20 protein-coding genes are annotated in these 25,093 nt (G+C 65.1%); 9 read left to right on the top strand and 11 right to left on the bottom strand.

Going from position 1 to position 25,093, the window contains the following annotated elements; all coding sequences use genetic code 11:
• Positions 1–9 precede the first annotated feature (9 nt).
• Entirely contained in the window at positions 10–1,869 is a 1,860-nt protein-coding gene (recQ, locus tag ASE52_RS18040) for a DNA helicase RecQ (RefSeq protein ID WP_057228050.1), read from the bottom strand.
• Between the two features lie 198 nt (positions 1,870–2,067).
• On the opposite strand from recQ, the gene ASE52_RS18045 reads away from it, so the two are divergent.
• The 4 genes from ASE52_RS18045 (at position 2,068) to ASE52_RS18060 (ending at position 7,393) form a co-directional block, all read left to right on the top strand.
• Positions 2,068–3,132: a homocysteine S-methyltransferase family protein gene (locus ASE52_RS18045; protein WP_057228052.1), complete on the top strand. Its 1,065-nt coding sequence runs from the start codon at positions 2,068–2,070 to the stop codon at positions 3,130–3,132.
• Between the two features lie 284 nt (positions 3,133–3,416).
• Positions 3,417–4,361, top strand: a complete 945-nt coding sequence (ttcA, locus tag ASE52_RS18050; protein ID WP_057228054.1) for a tRNA 2-thiocytidine(32) synthetase TtcA — start codon at positions 3,417–3,419, stop codon at positions 4,359–4,361.
• A 35-nt stretch (positions 4,362–4,396) separates the two neighbouring features.
• On the top strand, positions 4,397–5,836 hold the full coding sequence (yegQ, locus tag ASE52_RS18055) for a tRNA 5-hydroxyuridine modification protein YegQ (protein WP_057228056.1): 1,440 nt from the start codon (positions 4,397–4,399) through the stop codon (positions 5,834–5,836).
• A 162-nt stretch (positions 5,837–5,998) separates the two neighbouring features.
• A complete protein-coding gene (locus ASE52_RS18060) occupies positions 5,999–7,393 on the top strand; it encodes a hypothetical protein (protein WP_057228558.1) in 1,395 nt (464 codons plus the stop codon).
• A 1,176-nt stretch (positions 7,394–8,569) separates the two neighbouring features.
• Here the strand turns inward: ASE52_RS18060 and ASE52_RS18065 are convergent.
• The 3 genes from ASE52_RS18065 to ASE52_RS18075 all read right to left on the bottom strand — a co-directional run bounded on the left by ASE52_RS18065 (position 8,570) and on the right by ASE52_RS18075 (position 10,139).
• The gene (locus tag ASE52_RS18065; RefSeq protein WP_057228058.1) at positions 8,570–8,941 is read right to left on the bottom strand and encodes a hypothetical protein; all 372 of its coding nucleotides are present in this window, start codon (positions 8,939–8,941) and stop codon (positions 8,570–8,572) included.
• Complete coding sequence (locus ASE52_RS18070) at positions 8,931–9,284, bottom strand: DUF6864 domain-containing function (RefSeq protein ID WP_055401062.1); 354 nt, start codon at positions 9,282–9,284, stop codon at positions 8,931–8,933. Before ASE52_RS18070 ends, ASE52_RS18065 begins: the two co-directional genes overlap by 11 nt.
• A gap of 324 nt (positions 9,285–9,608) precedes the next feature.
• Positions 9,609–10,139, bottom strand: coding sequence for a hypothetical protein (locus ASE52_RS18075; protein ID WP_241777044.1), 531 nt, complete (start codon positions 10,137–10,139; stop codon positions 9,609–9,611).
• A gap of 331 nt (positions 10,140–10,470) precedes the next feature.
• On the opposite strand from ASE52_RS18075, the gene ASE52_RS18080 reads away from it, so the two are divergent.
• On the top strand, positions 10,471–12,123 hold the full coding sequence (locus tag ASE52_RS18080; RefSeq protein ID WP_057228560.1) for a hypothetical protein: 1,653 nt from the start codon (positions 10,471–10,473) through the stop codon (positions 12,121–12,123).
• 198 nt (positions 12,124–12,321) lie between these two features.
• Here the strand turns inward: ASE52_RS18080 and ASE52_RS18085 are convergent, their stop codons facing one another.
• Positions 12,322–12,972: a hypothetical protein gene (locus tag ASE52_RS18085; RefSeq protein ID WP_057228064.1), complete on the bottom strand. Its 651-nt coding sequence runs from the start codon at positions 12,970–12,972 to the stop codon at positions 12,322–12,324.
• 208 nt (positions 12,973–13,180) lie between these two features.
• Here ASE52_RS18085 and ASE52_RS18090 point away from each other — a divergent pair, with 208 nt between their 5' ends.
• On the top strand, positions 13,181–14,326 hold the full coding sequence (locus tag ASE52_RS18090) for a hypothetical protein (protein WP_057228065.1): 1,146 nt from the start codon (positions 13,181–13,183) through the stop codon (positions 14,324–14,326).
• A gap of 200 nt (positions 14,327–14,526) precedes the next feature.
• Positions 14,527–15,351, top strand: coding sequence for an EAL domain-containing protein (locus ASE52_RS18095; protein ID WP_057228066.1), 825 nt, complete (start codon positions 14,527–14,529; stop codon positions 15,349–15,351).
• Positions 15,352–15,429: 78 nt separating this feature from the next.
• Here the strand turns inward: ASE52_RS18095 and ASE52_RS18100 are convergent, their stop codons facing one another.
• Positions 15,430–16,518, bottom strand: a complete 1,089-nt coding sequence (locus ASE52_RS18100) for a sensor domain-containing diguanylate cyclase (protein WP_057228562.1) — start codon at positions 16,516–16,518, stop codon at positions 15,430–15,432.
• Between the two features lie 205 nt (positions 16,519–16,723).
• On the opposite strand from ASE52_RS18100, the gene ASE52_RS18105 reads away from it, so the two are divergent.
• A complete protein-coding gene (locus ASE52_RS18105; protein WP_010465348.1) occupies positions 16,724–17,143 on the top strand; it encodes a BLUF domain-containing protein in 420 nt (139 codons plus the stop codon).
• 54 nt (positions 17,144–17,197) lie between these two features.
• Here the strand turns inward: ASE52_RS18105 and ASE52_RS18110 are convergent, their stop codons facing one another.
• The 5 genes from ASE52_RS18110 to ASE52_RS18130 all read right to left on the bottom strand — a co-directional run bounded on the left by ASE52_RS18110 (position 17,198) and on the right by ASE52_RS18130 (position 24,136).
• A complete protein-coding gene (locus tag ASE52_RS18110) occupies positions 17,198–18,562 on the bottom strand; it encodes a glycoside-pentoside-hexuronide (GPH):cation symporter (RefSeq protein WP_010465350.1) in 1,365 nt (454 codons plus the stop codon).
• The gene (locus tag ASE52_RS18115; RefSeq protein ID WP_057228068.1) at positions 18,559–20,214 is read right to left on the bottom strand and encodes a class I adenylate-forming enzyme family protein; all 1,656 of its coding nucleotides are present in this window, start codon (positions 20,212–20,214) and stop codon (positions 18,559–18,561) included. Before ASE52_RS18115 ends, ASE52_RS18110 begins: the two co-directional genes overlap by 4 nt.
• A 392-nt stretch (positions 20,215–20,606) precedes the next feature.
• Complete coding sequence (locus ASE52_RS18120; RefSeq protein WP_010465354.1) at positions 20,607–21,911, bottom strand: Glu/Leu/Phe/Val dehydrogenase; 1,305 nt, start codon at positions 21,909–21,911, stop codon at positions 20,607–20,609.
• A 195-nt stretch (positions 21,912–22,106) separates the two neighbouring features.
• Complete coding sequence (locus tag ASE52_RS18125; RefSeq protein WP_057228070.1) at positions 22,107–22,994, bottom strand: PPK2 family polyphosphate kinase; 888 nt, start codon at positions 22,992–22,994, stop codon at positions 22,107–22,109.
• A gap of 152 nt (positions 22,995–23,146) precedes the next feature.
• On the bottom strand, positions 23,147–24,136 hold the full coding sequence (locus ASE52_RS18130) for a helix-turn-helix domain-containing protein (protein ID WP_057228072.1): 990 nt from the start codon (positions 24,134–24,136) through the stop codon (positions 23,147–23,149).
• Positions 24,137–24,249: 113 nt separating this feature from the next.
• Here ASE52_RS18130 and ASE52_RS18135 point away from each other — a divergent pair, with 113 nt between their 5' ends.
• A complete protein-coding gene (locus tag ASE52_RS18135; protein ID WP_057228074.1) occupies positions 24,250–25,065 on the top strand; it encodes an MBL fold metallo-hydrolase in 816 nt (271 codons plus the stop codon).
• The last annotated feature ends 28 nt before the right edge of the window (positions 25,066–25,093 follow it).

A 25,093-nucleotide genomic window follows, 5' to 3' on the forward strand; every position in this document is an offset into this window, starting at 1 on the left:
TGGCCGTGCTCAGCCTGCGCCCACCACCCGCAGCACCTCCGCGCCATAGGCTTCGAGCTTTTTCGCCCCCATCCCGCTGATGCCCTGCAGGTCGTCCAGCGTGGTCGGGTTGCGCTCGGCAATCGCTGCCAGCGTGGCGTCGTGAAAGATCACGTAGGCGGGCAGGTTGTGCTCGCGCGCCACTTCGGCGCGCCAGGACTTGAGGTTGATGAAGCGCACCTGCGCATCCGGGCCCAGGTTGGCGGCGGCGGCGGGTGGGGCGCTGCCCTTGCGGGTGCGCTTGGCGGGTGCGGACGACACCGATTCGCGCAGTTGCACCGGCACCTCGCCCTTGAGCACGCCGCGCGAGCCCTCGGTAAGGCACAGGGTGTCAAAGCTGTGGCCGCTGTCCAGCATCACTTTCTGCAGGCCCAGCGCGCCCGTGGCGATCAGCTGGCGCAGTACGCCGCGCAGCTGGGGCTCGGTCAGGTCCGCACCGATGCCGAAGGTGGAGATTTTTTCGTGCCCGAACTGCGCGACCTTCTCGGTCTTCTTGCCGCGCAGGATGTCCATGATGTGCCCGGTGCCAAAGCTGATGCCGCTGGCCTGGTTCACGCGGTAGATGGTGGACAGCAGCTTGCGCGCCGCGTCGGTGGCGTCCCAGATCGCAGGCGGTGTCAGGCAGTTGTCGCAGTTGCCGCAGGGCGTGGACTGCTCGCCAAAGTACGCCAGCAGCCGCACGCGGCGGCAGTCGGTGGCCTCGGCCAGCGCCAGCAGCGCGTCGAGCTTGCCGCGCAGCGCCTGCTTGAACTCCTCGCCTGCCGGGCTCTCGTCGATCATGCGGCGCTGGTTGACCACGTCGTTCAGGCCGTAGGCCATCCATGCATCGGCGTTCAGCCCGTCGCGGCCTGCGCGCCCGGTCTCCTGGTAGTAGCCCTCGATATTCTTGGGCATGTCCACGTGCGCCACAAAACGCACGTCGGGCTTGTCGATGCCCATGCCGAACGCGATGGTGGCGACCATCACGATGCCCTCTTCGCGCAGGAAGCGGTCCTGGTTCTTCTGGCGCACTTTGGTGTCCAGCCCCGCGTGGTAGGGCAGGGCGGTCAGGCCCGCGTCGCACAGCGTGGCGGCCAGCTCTTCCACGCGCTTGCGCGACTGGCAATACACCACGCCCGCCTCGCCCACGTGCTCGCGCTCGATGAAGCGCAGCAGCTGTGTGGTGACGTCCTTCTTTTCCTCGATGCGGTAGCGGATGTTGGGCCGGTCGAAGCTGCTGATGAACAGCCGCGCGTCTTCGAGTTGCAACCGCTCGATGATGTCGGCGCGTGTAAGGTCGTCGGCCGTGGCCGTGAGCGCGATGCGCGGCACGCCCGAATAGCGCTCGTGCAGCACCGTGAGCGCGCGGTACTCGGGGCGAAAGTCGTGGCCCCACTGGCTCACGCAGTGCGCTTCGTCGATGGCAAACAGCGAGAGGTGTCCGCCCTGGTACAGGCTGTCGAGCAGGCCCAGGAAACGTGGCGTGTTCAGCCGCTCGGGCGCCGCATACAGCAACGTGATGTCGCCGGTCTGCAGGCGCAGCTCCACATCCTGCGCCTCGTCAAAACTCAGCGTGGAGTTCAAAAAGGCGGCATCCACCCCTGCCTCGTGCAGCGCGCCCACCTGGTCGTGCATCAGCGCGATCAGCGGCGAGATCACGATGGTCACCCCGCGCCCCTGCTGTTGGCGCACGATGGCCGGCACCTGGTAGCACAGCGACTTGCCGCCACCCGTGGGCATCAACACCAGCGCGTCGCTGCCGCCGATCACATGCTCGACGATGTCCTGCTGGGGGCCGCGAAACTGCTCGTAGCCAAAAACGTCGTGCAGGACGGTGTGGGCAGGGGACACAGCGGAGGACAGGCGAGAAGACAAACGAATGCTCTGAATTTGATAGCTTTTAGTGCTTTTGGGATAAGCGCTACAAGCTGATTTGACGGCTATTTTGGTGTCTGGCGAAGGGTGCTTGTGGGGCGACCGGCGCACACACCGAAGGCCCATATTGTGCGCTGCACCGTGGCAGGGCCGCGCTTTCTACAATAGGGGGCTATGCAAGCCCTTCACTACACCCGCGCCGCGCAGCTGCCCGACATCCTCGCCCAACGCATCGTCATCCTCGACGGCGCCATGGGCACCATGATCCAGCGCTTCAAGCTGGGCGAGGCGCAGTACCGGGGCGAGGGCTACAGCGGCCCGGGCAGCGTGGGCGACCGCTTCAAGGACTTCCCGCGCGACGTGAAGGGCAACAACGAGTTGCTCAGCCTCACCCGGCCCGACGTGATCACCGACATCCACGAGCGCTACCTGGCCGCCGGCGCCGACCTCATCGAGACCAACACCTTCGGCGCGACGACCATCGCGCAGGAGGACTACAAGATGGCCGACCTGGCGCGCGAGATGAACCTCAAGTCGGCGCAACTGGCCCGCGCCGCCTGCGACAAATACAGCACGCCCGACAAGCCGCGCTTTGTGGCTGGCGCCCTCGGCCCCACGCCCAAGACGGCCAGCATCAGCCCTGACGTGAACGACCCCGGCGCGCGCAACGTGGATTTCGAGCAGTTGCGCGCCGCCTACTACGAGCAGACCGAAGCGCTGGTCGAGGGCGGCAGCGACCTGCTGCTGGTCGAGACGATTTTTGACACGCTCAACGCCAAGGCCGCGCTGTTCGCCATCGACGAATTTTTTGAGAACAGCGGCCAGCGCCTGCCGCTGATCATCAGCGGCACGGTCACCGACGCTTCGGGCCGCATCCTCAGCGGACAGACCGTGACCGCCTTCTGGAACAGCGTGCGCCATTCCCGCCCGCTGGCCATCGGCCTGAACTGCGCCCTGGGCGCTACGCTGATGCGCCCCTACATCCAGGAGCTGAACCGCGTGGCCGAGGACACCTTCATCAGCTGCTACCCCAACGCTGGCCTGCCCAACCCCATGAGCGACACCGGCTTCGACGAAACGCCCGAGATCACCAGCCGCCTGGTGCACGAGTTCGCGGCCGAGGGGCTGGTCAACATCCTGGGCGGCTGCTGCGGCACCACGCCCGACCACATTGGCGCCATCGCCAAGGCGGTTGCAAACGTGCCCACGCGCAAGATGTTCTACCCTGCTGAAGCCTAGAGTAGCTGCCCCCCTGAGTCGCCTGCGGCGCCTTCCCCCAAGGGGGACGCCGCCAGCGCGGCGGGGCGGCCCTTGCGCGGCGGCCATTGATCTGGGCCGCGCCGGTTTCGCGCGCTGCGGGTTTTGCAACGCCCACCCGAGGGTGAGAGACTCGCGCTGAATGAACGGTTTGTAGGAAAATTGGCACCTGGCGCTTGATGGTCAAGCGCTAGGCGCTATCTAATTAATAGCAATTGTTGCCGCTCTGACTTGCGGCAACGCAGTGCCGTTCCAGGCAGCCCACCATGATCGACAACGCTATCTTGCCCGCCGACACGGCACCTGCCGACGATGCTGCTCAAAAGGCGGCCGCCCACGCCGCGCTCAAGCTCGAAAAGCGCCTGGTGCGCCAGGTCGCCCAGGCCATTGGCGACTTCGGCCTCATCGAAGACGGCGACAAGGTCATGGTGTGCGTCTCCGGCGGCAAGGACAGCTACGCCATGCTCGACGTGCTGCGTTTGCTGCAGCAGCGCAACGGGAACCGGTTCGAGCTGATCGCCGTCAACCTCGATCAGAAGCAGCCGGGTTTTCCAGCCCATGTGTTGCCCGAGTATTTGACGAAGGTGGGTGTGCCCTTCCACATCGAAACGCAGGACACCTACAGCGTCGTCAAGGAGCACATCCCCGAAGGCAAGACCATGTGCAGCCTGTGCAGCCGCCTGCGCCGGGGCATTTTGTACCGCGTGGCCGACGAGCTGGGCGCCACCAAGATCGCGCTGGGCCACCATCGCGACGACATGCTGCAGACCTTCTTTCTCAACATGTTCTTCGGTGGCAAGCTCAAGGGCATGCCGCCCAAGGTGCAGAGCGACCGCGGCGACCACCTCATCATCCGCCCGCTGGCCTACGTGGCCGAAGACGACCTCAGCCGCTGGGCGGACATCCGCGCCTTTCCCATCATCCCGTGCACGCTGTGCGGCAGCCAGGAGAACCTGCAGCGCAAGCAGATCGGCCAGATGCTGCGCGACTGGCAGCAGCTGTACCCCGGCCGCATCGAAAACATGGCCGTGGCGCTGCGCAACCTGGTGCCTTCGCACTTCATGGACCCGCGCCAGTTCGACTTCAAGGGTTTGGCGCCGAACGGTTTGCCTGATGCCGACGGCGACAAGGCGTTTGATGCCGAAGCGTTTCCGGCACAGGCCGTGGGCACGCTGGCGGGCTTGCCGCTGATGCCCGCCATGCCCCGCTGAACCTGATCCCGACGATTTCTAGATTGGGCCACCCCATGACCACCCTCAAAGCCCCCGAACTCCTGCTGCCCGCTGGCTCGCTCGACAAGATGCGCGCCGCCTACGACTTTGGCGCCGACGCCGTGTACGCCGGCCAGCCCCGCTACAGCCTGCGCGCGCGCAACAACGAGTTCAAGCTCGAGCAGATCCGCCAAGGCATCAGCGAGGCCCACGCGCGCGGCAAGAAGTTCTTTGTGACGAGCAACCTGATTGCGCACAACGACAAGATCCGCACCTACCTGCGCGACATTGAGCCCGTGATCGACTGCAAGCCCGACGCCCTCATCATGGCCGACGCGGGCTTGATCATGATGGTCAAGGAGAAGTGGCCCGAGCAGGTGGTGCACCTCTCGGTGCAGGCCAACACCACCAACTGGGCGGCCGTGAAGTTCTGGCAGAAGATGGACGTATCGCGCGTCATCCTCTCGCGCGAACTGAGCCTGGACGAGATCGAAAAGATCCGCCAGGAATGCCCCGACATGGAGCTCGAAGTTTTCGTGCACGGCGCGCTGTGCATTGCGTACTCGGGCCGCTGCCTGCTCAGCGGCTACTTCAACCACCGTGACCCCAACCAGGGCACCTGCACCAACGCCTGCCGCTGGAACTACGCCACCCACGACGCCGACATCGACGCCACCACGGGCGAAGCCATTGCGCAAAAAATCGAAGGCGACTTCAACTTCGAAGCCGCGCAGCAGAAGGCCGAACAGTCCTTTGCATCGACCACCGGCAACGGCGAGCGCCACCCCAAGGCCGACAAGGTCTACCTCATCGAAGAGGCCGGCCGCCCCGGGCAGATGATGCCCATCATGGAAGACGAGCACGGCACGTACATCATGAACAGCAAGGACCTGCGCGCGGTGGAGCACGTGGCGCGCCTGGCGCAGATCGGCGTCGATTCGCTCAAGATCGAAGGCCGCACCAAGAGCCTGTACTACGTGGCCCGCACCGCCCAGGTCTACCGCCGCGCCATCGACGACGCCGTGGCCGGACGGCCCTTCAACCCCGAGCTGCTGATTGAGCTGGAAGGCCTGTCCAACCGTGGCTACACGGGCGGCCTGCTGGAGCGCCGCCCGAGCAACGACTACCAGAACTACATCAACGGCCACTCGGCCACGCAGCGCAGCCAGTTTGCGGGCGAGGTGCTGGGCGCCGAGGGGCAGGCCGAAGTGGGGCTGCAAGGCGACTGGGTGTTGGTCGAAACCAAGAACCACTTTGCGGTGGGCGACCTGATCGAAGTGGTGCACCCCAGCGGCAACATCACCGTGCGGCTGGACCAGATGCGCAATGCGGAAGGCCAACCGGTGGCTGTGGCGCAAGGCAACCCGGTGCGCGTGTGGATTCCGCTGCCTGCGCGCTATGCCGGCGCGCTGCTGGCCCGCGTGATCGAGTCGCAGCCGCCTGCAGCGGCGACCGAGCCTGCATTGGCGGTGTGATGGGGTGATGGGGGGGTCGACATGCACCCCCATGAACCGGACATGCACCCCATGAACCGTTCACGCTGTCGAAGCGCAGCGCAGGGCTTCGACAGACTCAGCCCGAACGGGCGTCTCGGGCGCAACCATGCCGACACCAATAGCGGAGGTAGCTGACACATGATGGCGATTTCGAACTCCCTGCAGCCCCTTCGGGCTTCCGCAGCGGTAGCGGCTACGGCAGTGGCCACGCTGGCTTGCGTGAGCGCATGGGCCCAGACCCCCGCCGTAGCGCCCGCCAAGCCACGCTACGCGCAAGGCTCCTGGGTCAACCTGCGCGATGCCGCCCAGTCTCAGTCCCAGTCCCCATCCCGTGTAGTGGCGCAGGTGCCGGCCAACACGGCCCTGGACCAGCTTGCCGAGCGCGACGGCTGGTGCGCTGTGCTCTACCGGGGCGATGCGCGCTTGGGCTCCGCGTTGGCGGCGCCGGTGCAGGCCCATGTGTCCTGCAACCTGCTGTCTGACCAGCCCCTGACCCTGGCCCAGGCGGCCAAAGACCCCGCCCGTGCCTTCTGGGTGGCACCATCGCCCAATCGGCTGCGTGCCTATGGCAACGCATTGCCCCGGCCCGCCGCGCTGCAGCTCAATGCCCTGGTCAAGACCCACGCGCCGGAGGCCCCCGTGCAGTACCCGGTGCGCCCCGAGTTTGAAGCGGCCAAGAAGCTGTTGCGCGCAGGCGTGCCGCTTCGGCCCGAGCAGGAGATCAACCGGGGCGAGCCCGTGGACCCGCTCGCCGACCTGAAGCTGGCCACCCGCGCGGTAGACCACATCCCCGCCGTGGCCCCCCTCGCCACGCGGCCCGTTCTGCCCACCATCGCCCCGTCGTACTTCCGCACCCACGCCAGCGTGGCCCTGCTGCACGAAACGGATGCCGATGGCCTGGCGGCGGTGGCGGGAACCCGCATCAGTGTGATCCCCACCGGCACGCCGCATGGCAGTTTCAACCGCCACAACGGGCCAGAGATCGAATTCGTGACCGGCTTCTGGGACGTGGGGTCTGCCGACCTGGCCTTTGCCCCCGCGCTCACCCTGTATGCCATCACCCACCAGGGGCTGGTCGGCGCACGGGCCCTGCGCCAACGCTATTGGGACATCAGCAACGCCGACCACTACTGCGGCGGCCACTACCCCGGCAAGGGCTTCGACGACCCGCGCGAGGACGAAACGGTCCCAGTGCGTGGCTACGCCAAACTGTCCGACACCGCCGAGGTGCTGGTCCGCCTGGTCGTGCCCGGCAAGCTGCCGCCCGATGCCGTGAAGGTAAAGACCCGGCGCTATGCCACCAGCTGGATGCAACCCGCCGACCCGCCCATCCGCGGCAAGCCCCAGCGCAAGAAAACGGCGGTGATGGTGCACGAGATCGACGTGGACCGCGACGGTGTGGCGGACATCCTGCGCATCGATACCCCTGCGCCGGGTGGCATGAGCTTTGAGCCGGTTTTTGACTGGCGGTGGTACTTGAACATCAACGGCCAGTGGTTCCGGGCGGGGTATTGGGTGGATCAGGAGTGCACGTGAGTGGACTCCTTGCGAGGCAGTTTGGGGTGGGGATGGGCTGCGTTTTCAGATGCTTGGGGTGGGGAGCTCAGAAGTGTTCAGGGGGAGCTTCCGGCCAAGAGCAGTCGGTAACGTCAAACGAAAGTGGACGCTCAACGTTGATGCAGATGCGAGTGGGCTCGAGCAGGGGGTAGGCTGTGCTGGCGGAGGCATCTATGAACTCCGGTAGAGGTTTTCACCACAGTGATTACAAATAAAAAGTCGCTGGGTATCCTCACTGCCGAAAAGTCCCCAGTTTTTGATACTTCCTGAGCCGCACCTTGAGCACATGAGTCCATTTCTCGTTTTGCACTCGGGGTTTTTGGTTAAGTACTCGTCCATCGTCGGATGGGATTTCCACCGGCTAACTTCTCTCCTTTTAAATTTGTAAATCATGGCGACAACCCCGCCAAAAATAATAAAAAAAATAATCAATATTGGATCCATAATTCTTGAGCAGGAATGAAGTTAAATTTTCTAGAGGCCAGAGGGATAGTTTGAAATTTGGTTGAACTTGAGCAGAAAATTTTGGGTGGTGCGTAACCCGGCTATCATGCGGCACCTTCAGACGTGCGAAGACCTTAGGGCTATCGACTGGCTATTTTCAACGAACCGTTCGTGCAAGAACTTTGTACGGCCTAACATAATGTATCTCACAGATGTCGGAGGGATACAACGGATGACGCGTAATATTCTTGTCACTGCAGCCTCCTGAACCCGACTTGTAGTCTGGGTTTGGCGCCGATGTATTGTTTGCAAAAATAGGTATAAGCACACAATAAAACCCAGCACGCCTTTTTTGCGCACCGCGTGGCTTTTAGAAAGGCAGAGGGACCAGATTCGATATCTACACTAACCTCAGCACTGAGATGGCTTACCGCCACTGGCTGCGCATTTTAGTTCTGTGGCATGGTCGCATGGCCAAATGCGGCACCCACGTGCTGAAAGAGGCTGCAGGCAGCGCGGCCAGTGCGTTAAATTCATTGGCCGAGAGGCGGCTTTGGGGGCGGAGGTCTGTTGACTCTTCAGGGCCCGCTAGCGTCCTTCGCCGTGGGGCAGAATTCGGCCAGGAGCAGTCCGTGGAAGCGAACGGAAGCAGACGCTCAACGTAAAAGTGAGGGGCAGCCCGCTTCTGGGCTGTCCCTCTCGACTGGCAGGTTAGGTTTTACCGTCTGTAGACCGTGTTTTGATCTTGGAAACAATGTCATCGATGCTAGGCGAAGTAGCTGACCTGTAGATGGTTTTTATTAGCCAGATTAACGACAGGATGCCTGTGATCAAGAAGACAGCTTGCCAAGTTTCCGCCTTGAAATATGCATCACGAAAATCTGCTGTTACAAACGCCGCCACTATGGCAATGAGAACGCCAAGTGGCGCGTGCCACGCCTTTTTTTCCTCAACAAGTTCCAGGTGGTCTTTCAATACCAAGCGCAGCCTATCTTCGGTGATTTGGATGATCTCTTGATCTAGATTGCTGTGGACGCTTTTGGTAGGCGCTTGGATTTGAGCGAACTTTCCATTACTGGCCATTTTCGGTCTCCCATAAGAACGAAATGTCCAAACGCTTGAAGCCTGCAACGGAATAGCCTGAAAAGACGAATGCGATTTTTCGATTGTCAGTCTCGCCAAACGGGAACGGTTTCGGAATTGCACTGGGCAAGCCGTTATTCCAATTGTTGAAGGTTAAGACTGCATGATCGTCCTTACCTTCGAGAAAGAATCTTTGTGTCGAGTCCTCTTTGTCGTCGACGAACTTTACGTTGAGCCGAACGTTCCAGGTTCCAGCCTGAAACTCAATCCAAGCGTCCTCTCCATCGGGGACTTGTAGAACCGCCGTAGTAATGAGTTCGCGGCCACCTACGGTAATCTTCATAAGCTAATTCCTGTGTAACCTAATGTGATGTATCCCGCAAAACCTGCGTGATAAACTGGACCGTGCGGGATATTCTGGACACTGATTTCTCCGGAAAGTGGCTTGCAGCATAGGTTTGCAAGGGGCGACCTGTTCAACCGTCCAGGTATAAAAATTCCGTGAAACCCGACATGCTTCAAATCGGCAAACTATAGCTTGGTGGGCAGACAACGAAATTTGCAACAGCCCCGTGCAACAAGTCAATGGCAGCTTCCGGGCCGCGCTTCGGAACGGCTGCTCAGGGCCCAAACTGACCGCTCAATCAGCCCGCAGTGATACCCACACTCACCGCAATCCCGGCTGCCGCAACAACGCACCCAGCACCAGCGCCTCAGCCACCACCTCCAAAGCCTCTTCCAGCGTAGCCAGCAACTCTGGCAGCTCGGGCAACCAGGGCCAATGCGGCTGCACCTCGGGCCACTGGTCCACCGCGATCGCCGCCAGCCCCACGGCAAAACCGGCCCACAGCAGGCCGCGGGTGCTGCGGTGCGACAGAGCCCGGTGCAACCAGGCCAGCGTGACCACGCCCACCCCGGCCACCGCGAGCATCGGTGCCTCGCGCACGGCGCTCCAGCGGCAGGCATCGGTCCATTCGTGGCAGCGGAACTTCCACAACTCATGCAGCATGAACTGCTCGTCCAGCGCCAGCGCGCCGAAGGCCAGCACCAGCCACACGCCCAGCCGCCAGGGCAGGCAGCGCTCGGCCGTCAGGCGCAGCGCGGTGATGCACAGCGTGAGCAGCAGCGCACTCGACAGCCACGATGCGGGCGAGTTGTCGGAGCGCCAGCGCGCTCCCAGCCCGGGGCGTGGAACCACGTACTCAGTGGCAGTGGCAGGAAGCCCAGCATCGCACACAGCAGGGCCGGCGCGATCCCTGTGTGGGGCGGCGACAGGGCGTATGCAGGGGTGGTGGGTGCAGGGCGTTGCTGGGGCATGGCGGCCAGTGGTTCCGGGCCGGGCATTGGGTGGACCAGGAATGCACCTGAGCGGCCCCTGCGGGGTGGGCCGCTGTGGCCTGCAACCTGCCAACGGCCTGTGCAGGCCTCCCCGTCCCCGGCGGTTTTGGGTAGCATCGTTTCCGATATTGCCCATGGGCTCTGCTGCCAGCGCCTGGCACGCAACCCCGATCCCCACGAAAGGCCCGCCCATGTCCGCTGAGTCCCATCCCGCCTGCGTGCGAGAGTTTCGCCAGGTTTTGTTGTGGCCCCTGCGCCTGATGCCGGTGCGGGGTTCCGAGGGGCGGCACGCCAAGCCCTGGCAGGTGCTGGCGGATATGGGCGAGGCCTCGCCGTGGCGCGAAGTGGTGGATGAATTCACGGGCGACAGCGGCCGATTTCACGAACGCCACTACAACGAATTCGTGACCTTTTTGCCCTATGTGCAGCGTTTCCTGTACGGGGAGGGCCGCAGCCAAAAAGGCAGCAGCGCCACGGGCTCGCCGATGCGGGTGTTCCGGCGCAGCGATGTCAGCGCCGTGCGTGCGGTGCTGCGCCCCGGCGCGCCGCCGATCACGCTCGACATCGTTCATGTAGACCTTTACTTTTTTCTCGATCTGGACCTGGTGCTGCTCAATGTCGAGGTCAGCGCCCGCGACTTGGCGCTGGCCCAGGCGCAGGAGCTGTTGTACCGCTTCGGCCGCGGCTACCCTGCCAGCTGGGATGCGGAGGGGCATGCGCAACACTGCCTGTACAGCGCCGAGTGGCTGGACGCCGCCGGGCAGGTGCTGGCCCAGTCCGATGCCAACCAGCGCGACCTCTTCATGGCCCATGTCAGCAGCTATCGCGCCCCGCGCATCGCGGCCCACTGGGCCTGGCTGCTGGAGCCTCTGGTGAGTGACCATTCCGAGCGCAGCGGCCCCTTGCGCTACCGCCAGATCGAGTACTACCGCATGCCGCAGCTGGCCTTTCTGGCGCTGGACAACCCGCGCGCGCTCAGCCGCAGCGACTTCATCCGCTTCGGCCTGGTGACGGGGGCGGCCCCGTCCGGCGACGACGCCGGTCTGCCTTATGGCGAAGAACACCTGGCCGACTTCGAAAAGCGGTTTTGCTACGACCGCTTCTGGAGCCACAGCGGTGCCGCCCCCAACACGCGCTATCTGTGCAGCGGCCATTCGCTGCTGGTGCTGGGCGATGCGAACAGCCCGTTTTATGTCTGCCGCGACCGGGGGGTGCTGGCGCAGTTCCGGCACCAGCATTTTTTGCTGTTCCTGATTGCGCATTTCCAGAAGGCGGCGCTGCTGATGTTTTCGGACCGGCTGGCCGAGGCCCTGAAAGACCTGGACATTGCCGACGCCGCCAGCGTGCGCCGTTTCAAGCGCACCATTCGCGACAGCTTTGCCGGTTTTCTGCGCTTCACGCACCGGTACTGGTTTCACGAGGTGTCCGAACAGGCCCAGGTGCGCGCGCTGTTTCGCATGTGCGCCAACCACCTCGGGCTCGACCCGCTGTACACAGAGGTCAAGGAGCGCATTGGCGAAATGAACCAGTACCTGGACGCCGACAGCCTGCGCCGCCAGGCCAATACCGTGGTGCGACTGACGGTGGTGACCATCTTTGGTCTGATCGGCACCGTGACCACGGGCTTCCTGGGCATGAACCTGCTGGCAGAGGCCGATGCCCCGGTGAGCCGCAAGCTGGGGATCTTCGCCCTTGTGTTCGTATTGACCACCTCGCTGACCATCTACACCATGGTCAAGTCCAAACGCTTGTCAGACTTTTTGGATGTGCTCTCGGATGAGCGCGCGAGTGCCTGGCAGAAGTTGAAGGCGTTGGGGCTGGTATGGCGGCGCACGGGGGATTGAGGAATGCGAAGAATGCCCAGACGCTGGCTGATCGTTTTCCGGTCATCGGCCTGGCGGTTCGGGGTCTGATACCGATCCGTATTCAAAAATATAAATCCGTTCACGCTGAGCCCTTCGACAGGCCCGAACGGTTCTGATGGATCGAACGCAAATCCGTATAAAAGGGCCGGCCAATCCGCCTGCAGCTATACCCACCCCCTACCTTTGAACCGGCTGCCTTAACAACGCCCCCAGCACCAGTGCCTCCGCCGTCACTTCCAACGCTTCCTCCAAAGTGGCGAGCAACTCCGGCAACTCTGGCAGCCATGACAGATGCGACTGCACCTCAGGCCACTGGTCCACCGCAATCGCCGCCAGCCCCACGGCACACCCTGCCCACAGCAGGCAGCGGGTGCTGCGGTGCGACAGAGCCCGGTGCAGCCAGGCCAGCGTGGCCAAGCCCACCACGGCTACCGTCAGCATCGGCGCCTCGCGCACCAGGCCCCAGCGGCAGGCGTCGGTCCATTCGTGGCAGCGGAACTTCCACAGCTCGTGCAGCATGAACTGTTCGTCCAGCGCCAGCGTGCCGAAGGCCAGCACCAGCCACACGCCCAGTCGCCAGGGCAGGCAGCGCTCGGCCGTCAGGCGCAGCGCGGTGATGCACAGTGTGAGCAGCAGTGCGCTCGACAGCCACGATGCGGGCGAGTTGTCAGAGCGGAACGCGCGCTCCCAGCCCGGTGCAAAGATCCACGCGCTGAGCAGCAGAAACCCCGCCACCGCGCCCAGCAGGGCGGGTGCGACCCCGGGGTGAGGCTCTGGTCTGGGGCCTGGCATGTTGTCGGATAGCTGGAGGGTGGGGTGCTGGGGCATGGCGGGGTTTGAAACCACGGGGTGCTGGCGTGGGGCAGGCCAGCGGGTTGATCAAATTTTGGATCAAATAGGCCGCTAGCGCTTTACTGTATTGTACTTTTTGCTATATATTTAATAGCGTATTGGTGAACTGCCGCGCTGTGGACCGCGCGCCCTGTTCACGCTGGCCGAATCGCTACAGAATCGGGCATCCCTTTGCACGTACGGTATGGCCCTTCCCATCGACCCCTCCCGCAGCGCGCTGCCGCCCGTGGCCCAGTTTCTGGCCGAGGCGGCGCTGCAGCGGCAGAGCGCACTGCTGGGGCTGGACAAACCCACGCCTGCGCCCGCACCGCTGCCCACGGCCGACCCGAGCGCGCCACCGCCCACCCCCACCTCGCCCAGCCCCCCCGCTGGGCCTTTGCCTGCCCCGGCCGACAAGGCCAGCATCTCGGCCCAGGCGCGCGAGCAGCTCGGTGCAGGTTTTGACCCACGGCGCGAAGGGGCAGACCGTGCCGCCGCAGCTGCCGCCTCGGGGGCCCGGCCTGGCGGTGTACTGCGGGGCCCTTTGTCACCACCGCCGCTGCCCGTGGGGGCGCCAGCGTCGGTTCCCGGTTCGCCTGTCGGTTCCGCTGTATCCGTGTCGGGTGCTGACTGGCCTGCCACGGGGCTGGGCACGCCGCTGATGCGCATGGTGGGCGCGCTGGTGGCGCAGCTCACGGCCGGCAGCGGGGCACCCCAGCGGGTCACGGCTGCCCAGCCCTGGCCCATCGGGCTGGCGCAGGCGCTGGAAAGCGGTGCGGCGGACGTTGATGCCCCCCCGCTGCAGACCTGGCTGGTGCGCCAGGGCAGCGTGCAGACGCCCGAAGGTTCGCGCGGCTTTGCGCTGACCCTGCGCGTGCCGGTGCCCTGGCTGGGGTCGCAGGCGCCTTCCGGTGCGGCGGCGTCGGCATCTGCTGCGTCCACGGCCGCCGCTGCCGTTCCCACTGCGGCGCCGCTGCTGCAGGTGCCGTTCACGGGGAACGCGCAGTCGCTGCAATCCGGGGTGTTTGCGCTGGTGTTGCAGGGTCTGGAGGCGTCGGCCCCGCGCACCAGTGCTCTGCTGGTGATGGATTTCCAGCCGCAATTGCCCGCCACCGTGTATGGCCGCGACATGCTGACGCAACTGCGCATGGACCCCTGGACGCAGATGGCCGTGCTGCAGGCCAGCGGGCAGGTGCCGCGCGAGGAAGACCGGGCGCGCAACGGGGCGTCAGACCTGTGCGAGACGGTGGGCTGCCCCTACGCCGCGCGGGCCGAATGCGCGCAGCCGTTTTGCCTGGCGATGCGTGGCGTGCTGCCGCCCGAGCCGGTGGGGCCAACGCCCCGTGCCTGAGAACGTGTTGACGATCCCCTGCAAGACCGTGAAGACGTTCTCAGGGCTTCAAATCGCTGCTTGTGTTGAAACAGTGGTCGTCGAATCGGGGTGCGGCCCCAAGGTCTGAAATCGCACGCGGACATTTGCAGGCAGAGGCCTGCATGAGGTCAAATTTCACCCCACGCCATCATTTTTGAATCGAATGGAAAATCCGAGCCATGCGCGCGCTTCGTTCCTCCCAGGCCAATTCTTCGTTTCCTGCTGATTTCATCCCGCTCGGCGGCACTTCGCAAGACTGCGAGGACTGCGGAAAGGCCGTGGGGCTGGGGTTTCAGTTTGACTATGCCTATCAGCCCATCGTGGACGTGGAGCGCCGCGCAGTCTTTGCACACGAAGCGTTGGTGAGAGGGCCTGGTGGCGAGGGCGCGATGACTGTGCTGTCGCAGGTCAACGACCACAACCGCTATCGCTTTGACCAGGCCTGCCGGGTGAAGGCCATCAAGGGCGCGGCCGAGCTGGGACTGGCGCAGCCGGTGTCGATCAATTTCCTGCCCAACGCGATCTACAAGCCCGAGGTGTGCATCCGCACGACCCTGGAGGCGGCCAGAGCGCATGGCTTTCCGCTGGAGCAGATCATCTTCGAGGTGACCGAGGGCGAGCGCATCGAGGACGGCCCCTGGTTTGCACAGATCCTGCGCGAGTACAAGCGCTGTGGTTTCCAGACTGCCATTGACGATTTCGGAGCGGGCTACGCAGGCATGAAGCTATTGTCGGATTTTCAGCCCGACATCATCAAGATCGACATGGACCTCATCCGCAACGTGGACACCAACCGCGCCCGCCAGGCCATCGTGCGCAGCCTGGTGCGCCTGTGCGAGGAGATGAACATCAAGGTCGTCGCCGAAGGTATCGAAACACCCGCAGAACGCGACTTCCTGTGGGATGTGGGGATCAGCCTGATGCAAGGCTATCTGTTTGCCAGGCCCGCATTTCGTTCGGTGGCCACGGTGGACGCCTCGGCCTTCGATGTCCCGCCCCGCTGAGCGCACATTCTCGGCATAGCACCGCTTTCAAGGATTGAAGCAAGAAGGAAGGCCCCTGTGAAAACCTGGTGTGCCAGCCTATGCTGCCACTACGCGATTTCTTCCGGATCTTTTCGCTGCGTACAGCGCTGCATCAGCCCGCGCGAAGAGGCTGCGGGCACTCTCTGCGTCTCGCAGGCTGGCCGCACCGATGCTGATGGTGGTGGGCTGGCACAGCCAGCTCGCCTGGGCCACCGCAACGCGCATTCTCTGGGCGACTTCGTGTGCGCCGGTCGCGTCGGTGTGGGGAAGGATCACCGCGAATTCTTCTCCCCCCACACGGGCCACGATGTCGATGATCCTGACGCAACCGCTCAACACTTGCGCGATCGACCGTAGCACCTTGTCTCCCGCGGTGTGGCCGAAGTTGTCATTGATCTGCTTGAAATGGTCCACGTCCAGCATGAGCAGGCTCAGGGGCGAGCGCGTGCGCTCCACCACGGCCAGCTCCAGTTCCAGGCTGTCATCGAACGCGCGCCGATTGCGCAGGCCCGTCAGCGGGTCGGTCCGGGCCAGCTCGTTGAGGGCCAGGTTCAGTTCGTCCACCTTTTGGAGTTGCTGGAGCAGCTGCTGGTTGAGCGTCTCGGCGCTCTGCAGCGCCCTGCGCAGCCGGATCTCGCGCATCGTGGAGTGGGCCAGTTCGACCAAGACCTCGATGTCCTGCTGCGTCCATTGCTTGGGCTTGAAATCCACGGCGCAGAAACTGCCAAGTACCTCGCCAGCTTCGTTTTTCAGGGGAATGCCGGCATAGGCGCGCACCCCCAGTGACGCCACGGTGGGGACGTCTCGAAATACCGGCAGCACAGTGGCATCTTCCAGCACCAGGGGGCCTTCGGAAACCATGGCGTAGTGGCAGAAGGTCCGCCCGGTGAGCTGCCGCTGGGTGTCCAACGGCGCGCCCATGCCAAACGTGCTTTTGTAGAAATCGCGGCGGGAGTCCACCAGCGATATGAAGGTGACAGGAGCCCCGGTGATCTTGGAGGCCAGTCGGGTCAATCGGTCAAAACTCTCTTCGGCGATGCTGTCCAGCAAGCCGGTTTCGCGCACCGCAGCCAGGCGCTGGGGGTTGCAAAGCGCCGCCTGTATCTGGGTTCCGTCGGCAGGCTTGGGGGGCGGCAGTTCCGTCATGGGTGTCATACCGAGTTGGGCTGCTGGAAGTTACACGATCGCCTCGGGCAGCGGTGCCGCTGTGCGCAAAGACCCTCCACGCAGGCCCCGTCTGTGGTGGGCCAAGAGGCTTCGGTGGGGTTTGTCGACGGGTTTTGAGGGGTTATTCCACCGCAGGCAACCCAGCGGGGCCAGCGCTGACACACTCGGCGTTTTGGAGACATACATGTTGATACAACTGATCTACGCGAGCCGGTCTTCGCGTGTGCTGGGACCTGCAGACGTCAAGGACATCCTGGGGGCATCACAGCGCAACAACACCCGCGCCGGGATCACGGGAGCCCTGTGCCTGAACAACGGCATCTTTCTGCAGCTGCTCGAAGGTGACCGTGCTGCCGTCAACGCGCTGTACCACCGTCTGCTGAAGGACGGCCGCCACCGCGACACGGCGGTCCTCGATTTGAGCGAGATCCCTCATCGGCGCTTCACCGGCTGGTCGATGGGACTGATCGCCTCGCTCGAGGCCAACCGTCAGATGTTCCTGAAATACTCCGGGACCGCCGACTTTGACCCCTACAGCATGCCTGCCGCCACTTTGCGCAGCTTCTTCGACGAGATTCTGCAGAACGTCCGCTGGCTGGAATGATCTGGCAACACCCGGCTTGCGGCCAGCCGTGCACGCCCGGTCGTCTGCAGGTCCTCAGGGCGTGCCACTGTGGCGCAAGATCTCTGCGTGGCGCGACCGGGTGATCGGATAGGCCACCAGCAGCGGAATCGCCAGCACCAGGCACACCGCTGGCAGGATGCCCGTCATCAGCGTGATGCCCTGCAGCGCCGTGGCGGACTGTGCCACGTTGGGCACATAGCCCGTCAGGTCCAGCATGCCTGCCACCAGCACGGTGGCCAGCGTGCGCGCCAGTTTGTCCATCAGGCCGTACAGGCCGTAGTACATGCCGGTCTTGCGCTCGCCGGTTTGCATGTGGCCGTGGTCGATGGTGTCGGGCACCATGGCAAAAGGCACGATCCAGTGCGAACCCATGCCGATACCGACCACCACCAAGATGGCCGTGACCAGGCGCTGGTCACCCGGGCCCACCCAGTACAGCGCCACCAGCCCGGCCGCGCAAAAAACCAGGCCCAGGATGTAGGCCAGGTTCTTTTCCCAGCGGTCCACCACGCGCTTCCAAACGAACAGCGACAGGCCCACCACGCCCAGCAGGGTGCCCATGAAGCGGGGCAGGTCGCCCTTGTCACCCTGCAGCTGGTAGATCACGAAATACGCGAGCGAGGCCTGCACCAGCGTCAGGCCCAGGCGCACCAGCGTTGCGGCGGACATGAGCATCAGGAAGGGGCGGTTGTGCAGCGTGGTCCGCAAGGTTTCGCGCACGGACTCCCACATCGCGGGGCTATCGGCGTCGGCGGGCCGCACCGGATCGCCCGCCGGTTCGCGCACGCGCCAGGCCACCACGGCCATCGCCACGCCTGCGACCAGCCCGAAGCACGAGCCCGCCAGCGCATAGCCCGTGCGGGCGTCGGGGGCGGCGCGCACCAGCATGGGCATGAACACGCTGCCCGCAAAAAAACCCAGCAGGGCGCCCATCGACGCGTAGGCTGTGAGGCTGGTGCGCTCGTCGTAGTCGCGGGTCATGTTGGCGGCCATAGCCTGGTAGGGCAGCTGCACCAGGGTCATGAGCGTGTCGAACACCGTGTAGGTCAGGGCGATCCACAGGAAGGCGGCCCAGGGGCTCAGGCCTGGCGGCACCATCCACACGGCTGCCGCCGCCACGCCGAGCGGGAGCGCGCCGTAGATCAGGTAGACCCGGTGGCGGCCATGGCGCGAGCGTGTGCGGTCGGTCACCCAGCCAAAAAGCGGATCGTTGACGGTGTCCCACACCTTGCCCACCAGCAGGGCCGCACCCGCCACGGCGGGCGCCACCAGGGCCACGTCGGTGTAGAAGATCATGAGCATGAAGTTCATGGCGGCAATCAGCATCTGCAGGCCGACATTGCCGGTGGCGTAGCTCAGCTTGGTGCCCAGCGTGAGCCGGGTGGCTGGGCCCGTCATGGATGCGCGGCCGAAAGAGGCGCCGTTGGGCTCGCGGTGGCGGGGGCATGGGCCACGCGGGGCGGGGCGGCCTCCAGCATCAGGCGCACCTCGCGGCGCAGCATCTTGTTGAGGAAGCTGCGGGGGATCTCTTCGACGATGTGCACATCGTCGGGCTGTTGGGCGGTGGGCAGCTTGTGCGCCAGGTACTGGGCAATGTCGTGCTCCAGCGCCAGCCGGTCGTGCCCGGTGCGCCAGCTCTGGCGCAGGCTCAGCACCAGCACGGCCGTGGCGCCATGCTGCACCAGGCACGCCTCCTTGACGGCGGGGTGCGTGTGCGCCACCTCTTCCACCTCGCGAGGGTTGAGCCACTGCCCATGGCGCAGGACACGGTCGGCGCTGCGGCCCAGAACATGGAGGTAGCCGGCTGCGTCGAAGTAACCCACATCGCCCATCACCACCCAGCCATCGCGCAGCGTCTCCTGGGTTTTTTCGGGGTCGAGCCAGTAGCCGTCAAAACGCACCGGCGTCAACACGGTGATGAGGCCCATCTGGCCCAGCGGCAAAGGCGCGAACTGTTCGTCGCGGATGACCACCTGCACCCCGGGCATCACCCGGCCCACGGTGGAGAGGATGTCATTGCCCAGTGGCTGGCCCTGCGTGTCCACATGCTGGTGGGGCAGCAGCCAGGTGATGGGCGGCAGCGCCTCCAGGCAACCGTAGCCTTGCTGGAAGATCGGCCCGAAGCGGCGGATGGCCTCAGCGATCTTGGGCGCCGGCATCATCTCGGAACCGTAGGGCACGTGCGTGAGGGACGAGAGGTCGTACTGGCCCAGCGTGGGCTCGTCGAGCAGGTCGATGATGGCCGAGGGCGACAGAAATGCGCGGGAGACGTGGTGCTTCTGGATCAACGCGGCCAGGGTGGCGGCGCTGAAGTCTTCCGGCATCACCAGCGTGGCGCCCGCCAGCAAGGTGGGCAGCACCAGGCCGGAACCCGGCCCCGTGAGTGGCAAGCCCAGCATGTTCACATCCTGGCGGCTGGCGGGGGGCCGGAAGTCGATGGACCGGGAGATCAGCCGCACGCTGTCGAGGTACTTGCGGTTGCTGTAGCCGATGGATTTGGGCAGCCCCGTGGTGCCCGAGGTCATGTGCAGCGCGAAGATATCGTCTTCGTGCAGCGTGGCCGTGCCGGGTGCGGGGGCGTGCTGCGCCAGCGCCTGCTCGTAGTCTTCGCCCAGCGCCAGCAGGTGTATCCCTGGCAGTTGTTCGCGCACGGCCTGGAGGATGGGCGCGCTCAGCAGCGGGTCGTGGATGAGCACCACGGGCTTGACGCGCACCATGGTGGCCAGCGCCGCATCGGCCGGCAGGTGTTTGTGAAAGCTCGCGAAGATGGTGCCGTTCTCGAACGTGGCGAGCCGGGTTTCATACTGTTCGCCAGTCTCGGGCAGCAGGGTGAACACGACATCGCCCTTCTTCACGCCCTGCGCCTGCATCCAGGCCTGCAGTCGCTCTACACGTTCTTGCAGCTGTGCGTAGGTGAGGGTGCCACGCCGGTCGATGAGCGCAGGCTTGTGGGCATTGCGGCGGTACGCCAGGCGCGCCACCGACCGTGCCGTGCGCAGGCGGCTGAGCAGAAAGCGCACCACCAGGCTGCGCAGGGATGGAAGGGCCACGGAAGTCTCCGAGAGAAGGCATGGCCGGCCAGTTTTTCATGGGGGCAGGTTGCAAGCCGCCACAATTTGTATGTGTGCGTATCTTGTTGTTGCTGGCGCGGCTGTGCGGTCGGTTTGGACCAGCCAACGGCACGTGACATCCCAGCACCGTCGCTGCCGCGCCACAGCGCATGTGTGCCAGCACGGATGAAAGCAAAAAAACCGCCAGGGCCGGATCGCGGCACTGGCGGTTTTGTGAGGGACTTACCGCCGGGGTGGGGCGGGAGACACGGATGACGGCAGGGCCTGTGGAGAGTGCTCAATCCAGACCAGTGCCACCGTGGAACTGGCTTTGCCAGGCCACGGGTGGCGTCCCCCTCAGGGGGAAGGCGCCGAAGGCGACACAGTGGGAATCACGGATACAGTCCGCGCATTTCGCGCGCATGCAGGATGCGCTGGCAGGCCACGATGAAGGTGGCGGTGCGCAGGCTCACCTTGTGCTCCTGGGCCACTTGCCAGATGCCGGAAAAAGCCTCTTGCATGATGCGCACCAGGCGCGCGTTGATTTCGTCCTCGCTCCAGAAGAAGCTGGAGAAGTCCTGCACCCATTCGAAATAGCTCACCGTCACGCCGCCGGCGTTGGCGATCACGTCGGGCAGCACCAGCACGCCCTTGTCGTGCAGGATGTCGTCGGCTTCGGTGGTCGTGGGGCCGTTGGCGCCTTCGATCACGAGCTTGGCCTTGATCTGGCCTGCGTTGTCTTTGGTGATCTGGCCTTCCAGCGCGGCAGGAATCAGGATCTCGCAGTCCACGCCCCAGAACTCCTCGGGCTTCATCACGTCGGCGCCGGCAAAGCCGCCCACGCCGCCACGGGTCTTCACATGCGCCAGCAGCGCGGGCACATCCACGCCCTTGCTGTTGAAGATGGTGCCGGTGTGGTCCTGCACGGCCACCACCTTGGCGCCTGCTTCGGCAAACAGCTTGGCGGCAATGCCGCCCACGTTGCCAAAGCCCTGCACCGCCACGCGGGCACCGTCGAGCGCCAGTCCGGTCAGCTTGGCGGCTTCCACACCCACGGTGTACACGCCGCGGCCGGTGGCCTCGACACGGCCCAGCGAGCCGCCCAGGTCCACGGGCTTGCCGGTGACCACGCCGGTGGCGGTGGCGCCGGTGTTCATCGAATACGTGTCCATCATCCAGGCCATGATCTGGCCGTTGGTGTTCACGTCGGGTGCGGGGATGTCCTTGGAGGGGCCGATCAGCAGGCCGATCTCGCTGGTGTAGCGGCGCGTCAGGCGCTCCAGTTCACCCATCGAGAGCTTCTTGGGGTCCACGCGGATGCCGCCCTTGGCACCGCCGTAGGGCACGTTCACTGCGGCATTCTTGACCGACATCCAGGCCGACAGGGCCATCACTTCCGACAGCGTCACGTCCTGGTGGAAACGCACGCCGCCCTTGCCGGGGCCGCGGCTCAGGTTGTGCTGCACGCGGTAGCCCTCGTAGTGGGCGATGGTGCCGTTGTCCAGCTCGATCGGTACGTCCACGATCAGGATGCGCTTGGGGCGCTTGAGCGTTTCCACCCAACGCGCCAGGCTGCCCAGGTAGGGGGTGACGCGGTCTACCTGCTGCAGGTAGTTGCCCCAGGGGCCGAGGTGGTCGGCCTGCAGATACGAGGGCAGGGTGTGGGTGGTGCCAGCAGCACCAGTGGGTGAAGACATGGTGAATTCCTTGTGGGATCAGTTCAGGCTGCGAAGCTTATGCCTGCCGCCGCACGCTGTCTAAGGCCGTAGTGTTTGGGTGCTATGCAAATAATGCATAACCGCGGGAAAACGCCGTCCAATGCGGCGCTGCAGCAAAAGTGTGGCTAATGAATGCGCTGAAAAGGCAGCGTGGTGCACTGCCGCACAAAGGTGTTATTCGACCGTGAAACGGGCCAGCGCGGGGTCGCCGGCGGGGTAGCGCAGGTCCAGGTTGTGCAGCAGCTCGCGCAGCACCGTGGCGATCATCAGGTTGCGGTGGGTCTTGGAGTTGGAAGGCACGATGGTCCAAGGAGCCCAGGGCGTGTGGGTGGCGGCCAGCAGGGTGCCATAGGCATCTTGGTACTGCGCCCACTGCTTGCGCACCTCGATATCGCCCATGCTGAACTTCCAGTGCTTGGTGGGGTCGTCCAGGCGCTCCTGCAGCCGCTCGCGCTGCTCGTCAAACCCGATGTGCAGCAGGAACTTGAGCACGATGGTGCCCGTCTCGCTGAGCATGCGCTCGAAGTCGTTGATGTGCGCCAGCCGCTGCTGGTGCTGCGCGGGCGTGATCCAGCCGTTGACCACGGGCACCAGCACGTCCTCGTAGTGGCTGCGGTTGAACACGGTGATGTCGCCCGCCTGCGGCACCTGCTGGTGGATGCGCCAGAGGTAATCGTGGGCTCGCTCGGCTTCGGTGGGGGCTTTCCAGCCGACGGCGTGCACGCCCAGGGCGCTCATGTGGCCAAACACGCCACGGATCGTGCCGTCCTTGCCCGAGGTGTCGGTGCCTTGCAGCACCACCAGCAGCTTGTGGCGCTTGTCTGCGTAGAACAGGTTCTGCAGCGTGTCGAGCTCGGCAGCCAGTGCATCGACCGCCGCCTTGTCCTCGGACTTGCTGCCCAGCGAAAACGGTTTGGCGCCAGGGTCGAAATCTTCCAGCGATACGGCAGTCGGTGGGGCCTTGCTGCGCCGCCCTTGGGTTGCTGGCTCGGCGGGGCCGGGTTGCCAGGGCAGGCAGCGCTGCCACAGGGAGGATTGGCTCGAATCAAGGGGAAACGGCATGGGGGCTCCGGGCAATGCGGCAGATGGCCCCATTGGAACACTGCGCCCCGGCGGTGGCGTGCCAACGGTTCGCAAAACGTGCGGCGCGTGACTTCGCTCCGTCCCCACGGCGCTGAATTGCCCGAGGGTGTGGCGGACTCGCTCGTAGCTTCTCAGCCGTGCGCCATGCGGTAGGCCAGCGGCGTCTGCCCCGTGGCCTGCTGAAAAGCGCGGTGCAGGCCCGCCTCGCTGGCAAAGCCCAGGTCTTCGGCAATGCGCTTGAGCGGCAGGGGGGTGTCGCACAGGGCCTCGCTCACCTGCCGCAGCTTGATGCGCCGCATCCAGTGCGCGGCAGAAAGACCCGTGTGCGCCTGCACCCGCCGCGCCAGCGTGCGGGGCGACAGGCCCAGCGCATCGGCCAGCGCGGGCAGGCGCAGGGCGCTGGCGGGGCAACGCTGCACCCAGAGCATCCCGCGCCGCAGTTCGGCGTCGGCTGTCGCCATGAGGTCGTGCCCGGCAAACGCCGGGTGGGTCGTGCGTGGGCGGGGCAGCATCAGCAGCGACTGCAGATCTGCCAGGGCTGCGGCATCCAGGCGCGTTGCCAGCGCGTGCAGCATCAGGGGTAGATAGCCGTTGGCGCCTGCAGCGGTGGTGATGGGGCCGTCTTCCACCAAAGGCTCGTCAAAGCGCCAGTGCACCGCGCCAAACTGCTGCTGCAGCGGGGCCCGCAGCCACCAGGTGGCCGTGGCGCCGCGCCCGCGCATCCGGCCGCTGGCCGCTGCCAGCGCCACGCCCGCGCAATAGCTCCACACCTGGGTGCGGCGGGGCAGGGCTCGCAGTGCCGTGATGGCGGGCGCGATCTGCTGTTGCAGCTGCGGCATCTGCAGTCCATCGGGCGAAGCCAGCCACAGGCCGGGCACCAGCACCGCGTCCACCTCGGCCTGCGCCAGGGCCACGCTGGGCGTGAGGGCAGGGCCTTGCCAAGTGGGCACGGGCTGCTGGTCTGCACCGGCCCAGCAGGTGGTGATGACCGGGCGCTGCGCGCGCAGGTTCGCGGCGCGGGCCAGGTCGGCGGTGGCAAAGAGGCCTGCGGGCATGCAGCCGGGGTACAGCAGCAGTGCCAGGCGCAGGGGTGGTGGGGGTGGGGCGGCGGCACGGGGCATTCGGCGAGACGGTATGGCTTGAAATGGAAAGAAATTGTCAAAACAGGCCATTCTCGCCGGGCGCTCGAATCCCAACAATCCACTGCACACCCACTGGCTTCGGAGCCCACCCCATGCAGATCACCCAATTGCGCAACGCCACCTTGCTTCTTGAATTCACCTCCGCAGAAGGCCGCCCCGTGGGGCTGCTGGTGGACCCGATGCTCGCGCCCCGTGGCACCTTGCCCGCGCTGCGCTACCTGGGCGCAGGCCGCCAGCGCAACCCGATCGTTGATCTGCCTGCGGGCACGGACGAAGCGCTGGAGCGCGTGACCCACGCCCTCATCACCCACTGCCAGCGCGGCCACTTTGACCACCTGGACCGCGCGGGCAAGCGTTTTCTGCGCGAGCGGCAAATCCCCGTGGTCTGCATGCCGCGCGATACGGCCTACCTGGCGCAGCGGGGCCTCAGCGTGTTGCCGCTGTCAGGTGCGGTGCGCCAGCCGTTTGCGCTGGGCGGCCACATCACGCCCATTGCCTGTGTGCACGGCCACGGCTGGGTGGGCCGCTTCATGGAGCATGGGCATGGCTACCTGCTGGAGCTGCCCGGCGAGCCCAGCGTGTACCTGGCAGGCGACACCATGCTCACCCCTGGCGTGGCCGAGTGTCTCGCGCAGCTGCGGCCCGATGTCGCCGTGCTGCCGGCCGGGGGCGCCCGCTTTGACGTGGGCGCAGAGATCCTGATGGACGCCGCCGACATGGCCGAGGCCGCGGCGTTGACCCCCGGCCTGCTGGTGGTCAACCACCTGCAGGCGCTGGACCACTGCCCCACCACCCGCACGGCGGTGCGAGCGCTGGCCGAGCAGGGCGGCTGGGCGCACCGGCTGTGGGTGCCCGAGGACGGCGAGCGCCGCAGCTTCGTGCAGGCGGCGGAACCTGTTTGCTATTAAATATGTAGCTAATAGCGCTTATGGATCA

Origin of the sequence: Acidovorax sp. Root275 (assembly GCF_001428965.1) — a bacterium.
GTDB classification, from domain to species: domain Bacteria; phylum Pseudomonadota; class Gammaproteobacteria; order Burkholderiales; family Burkholderiaceae_C; genus Acidovorax; species Acidovorax radicis.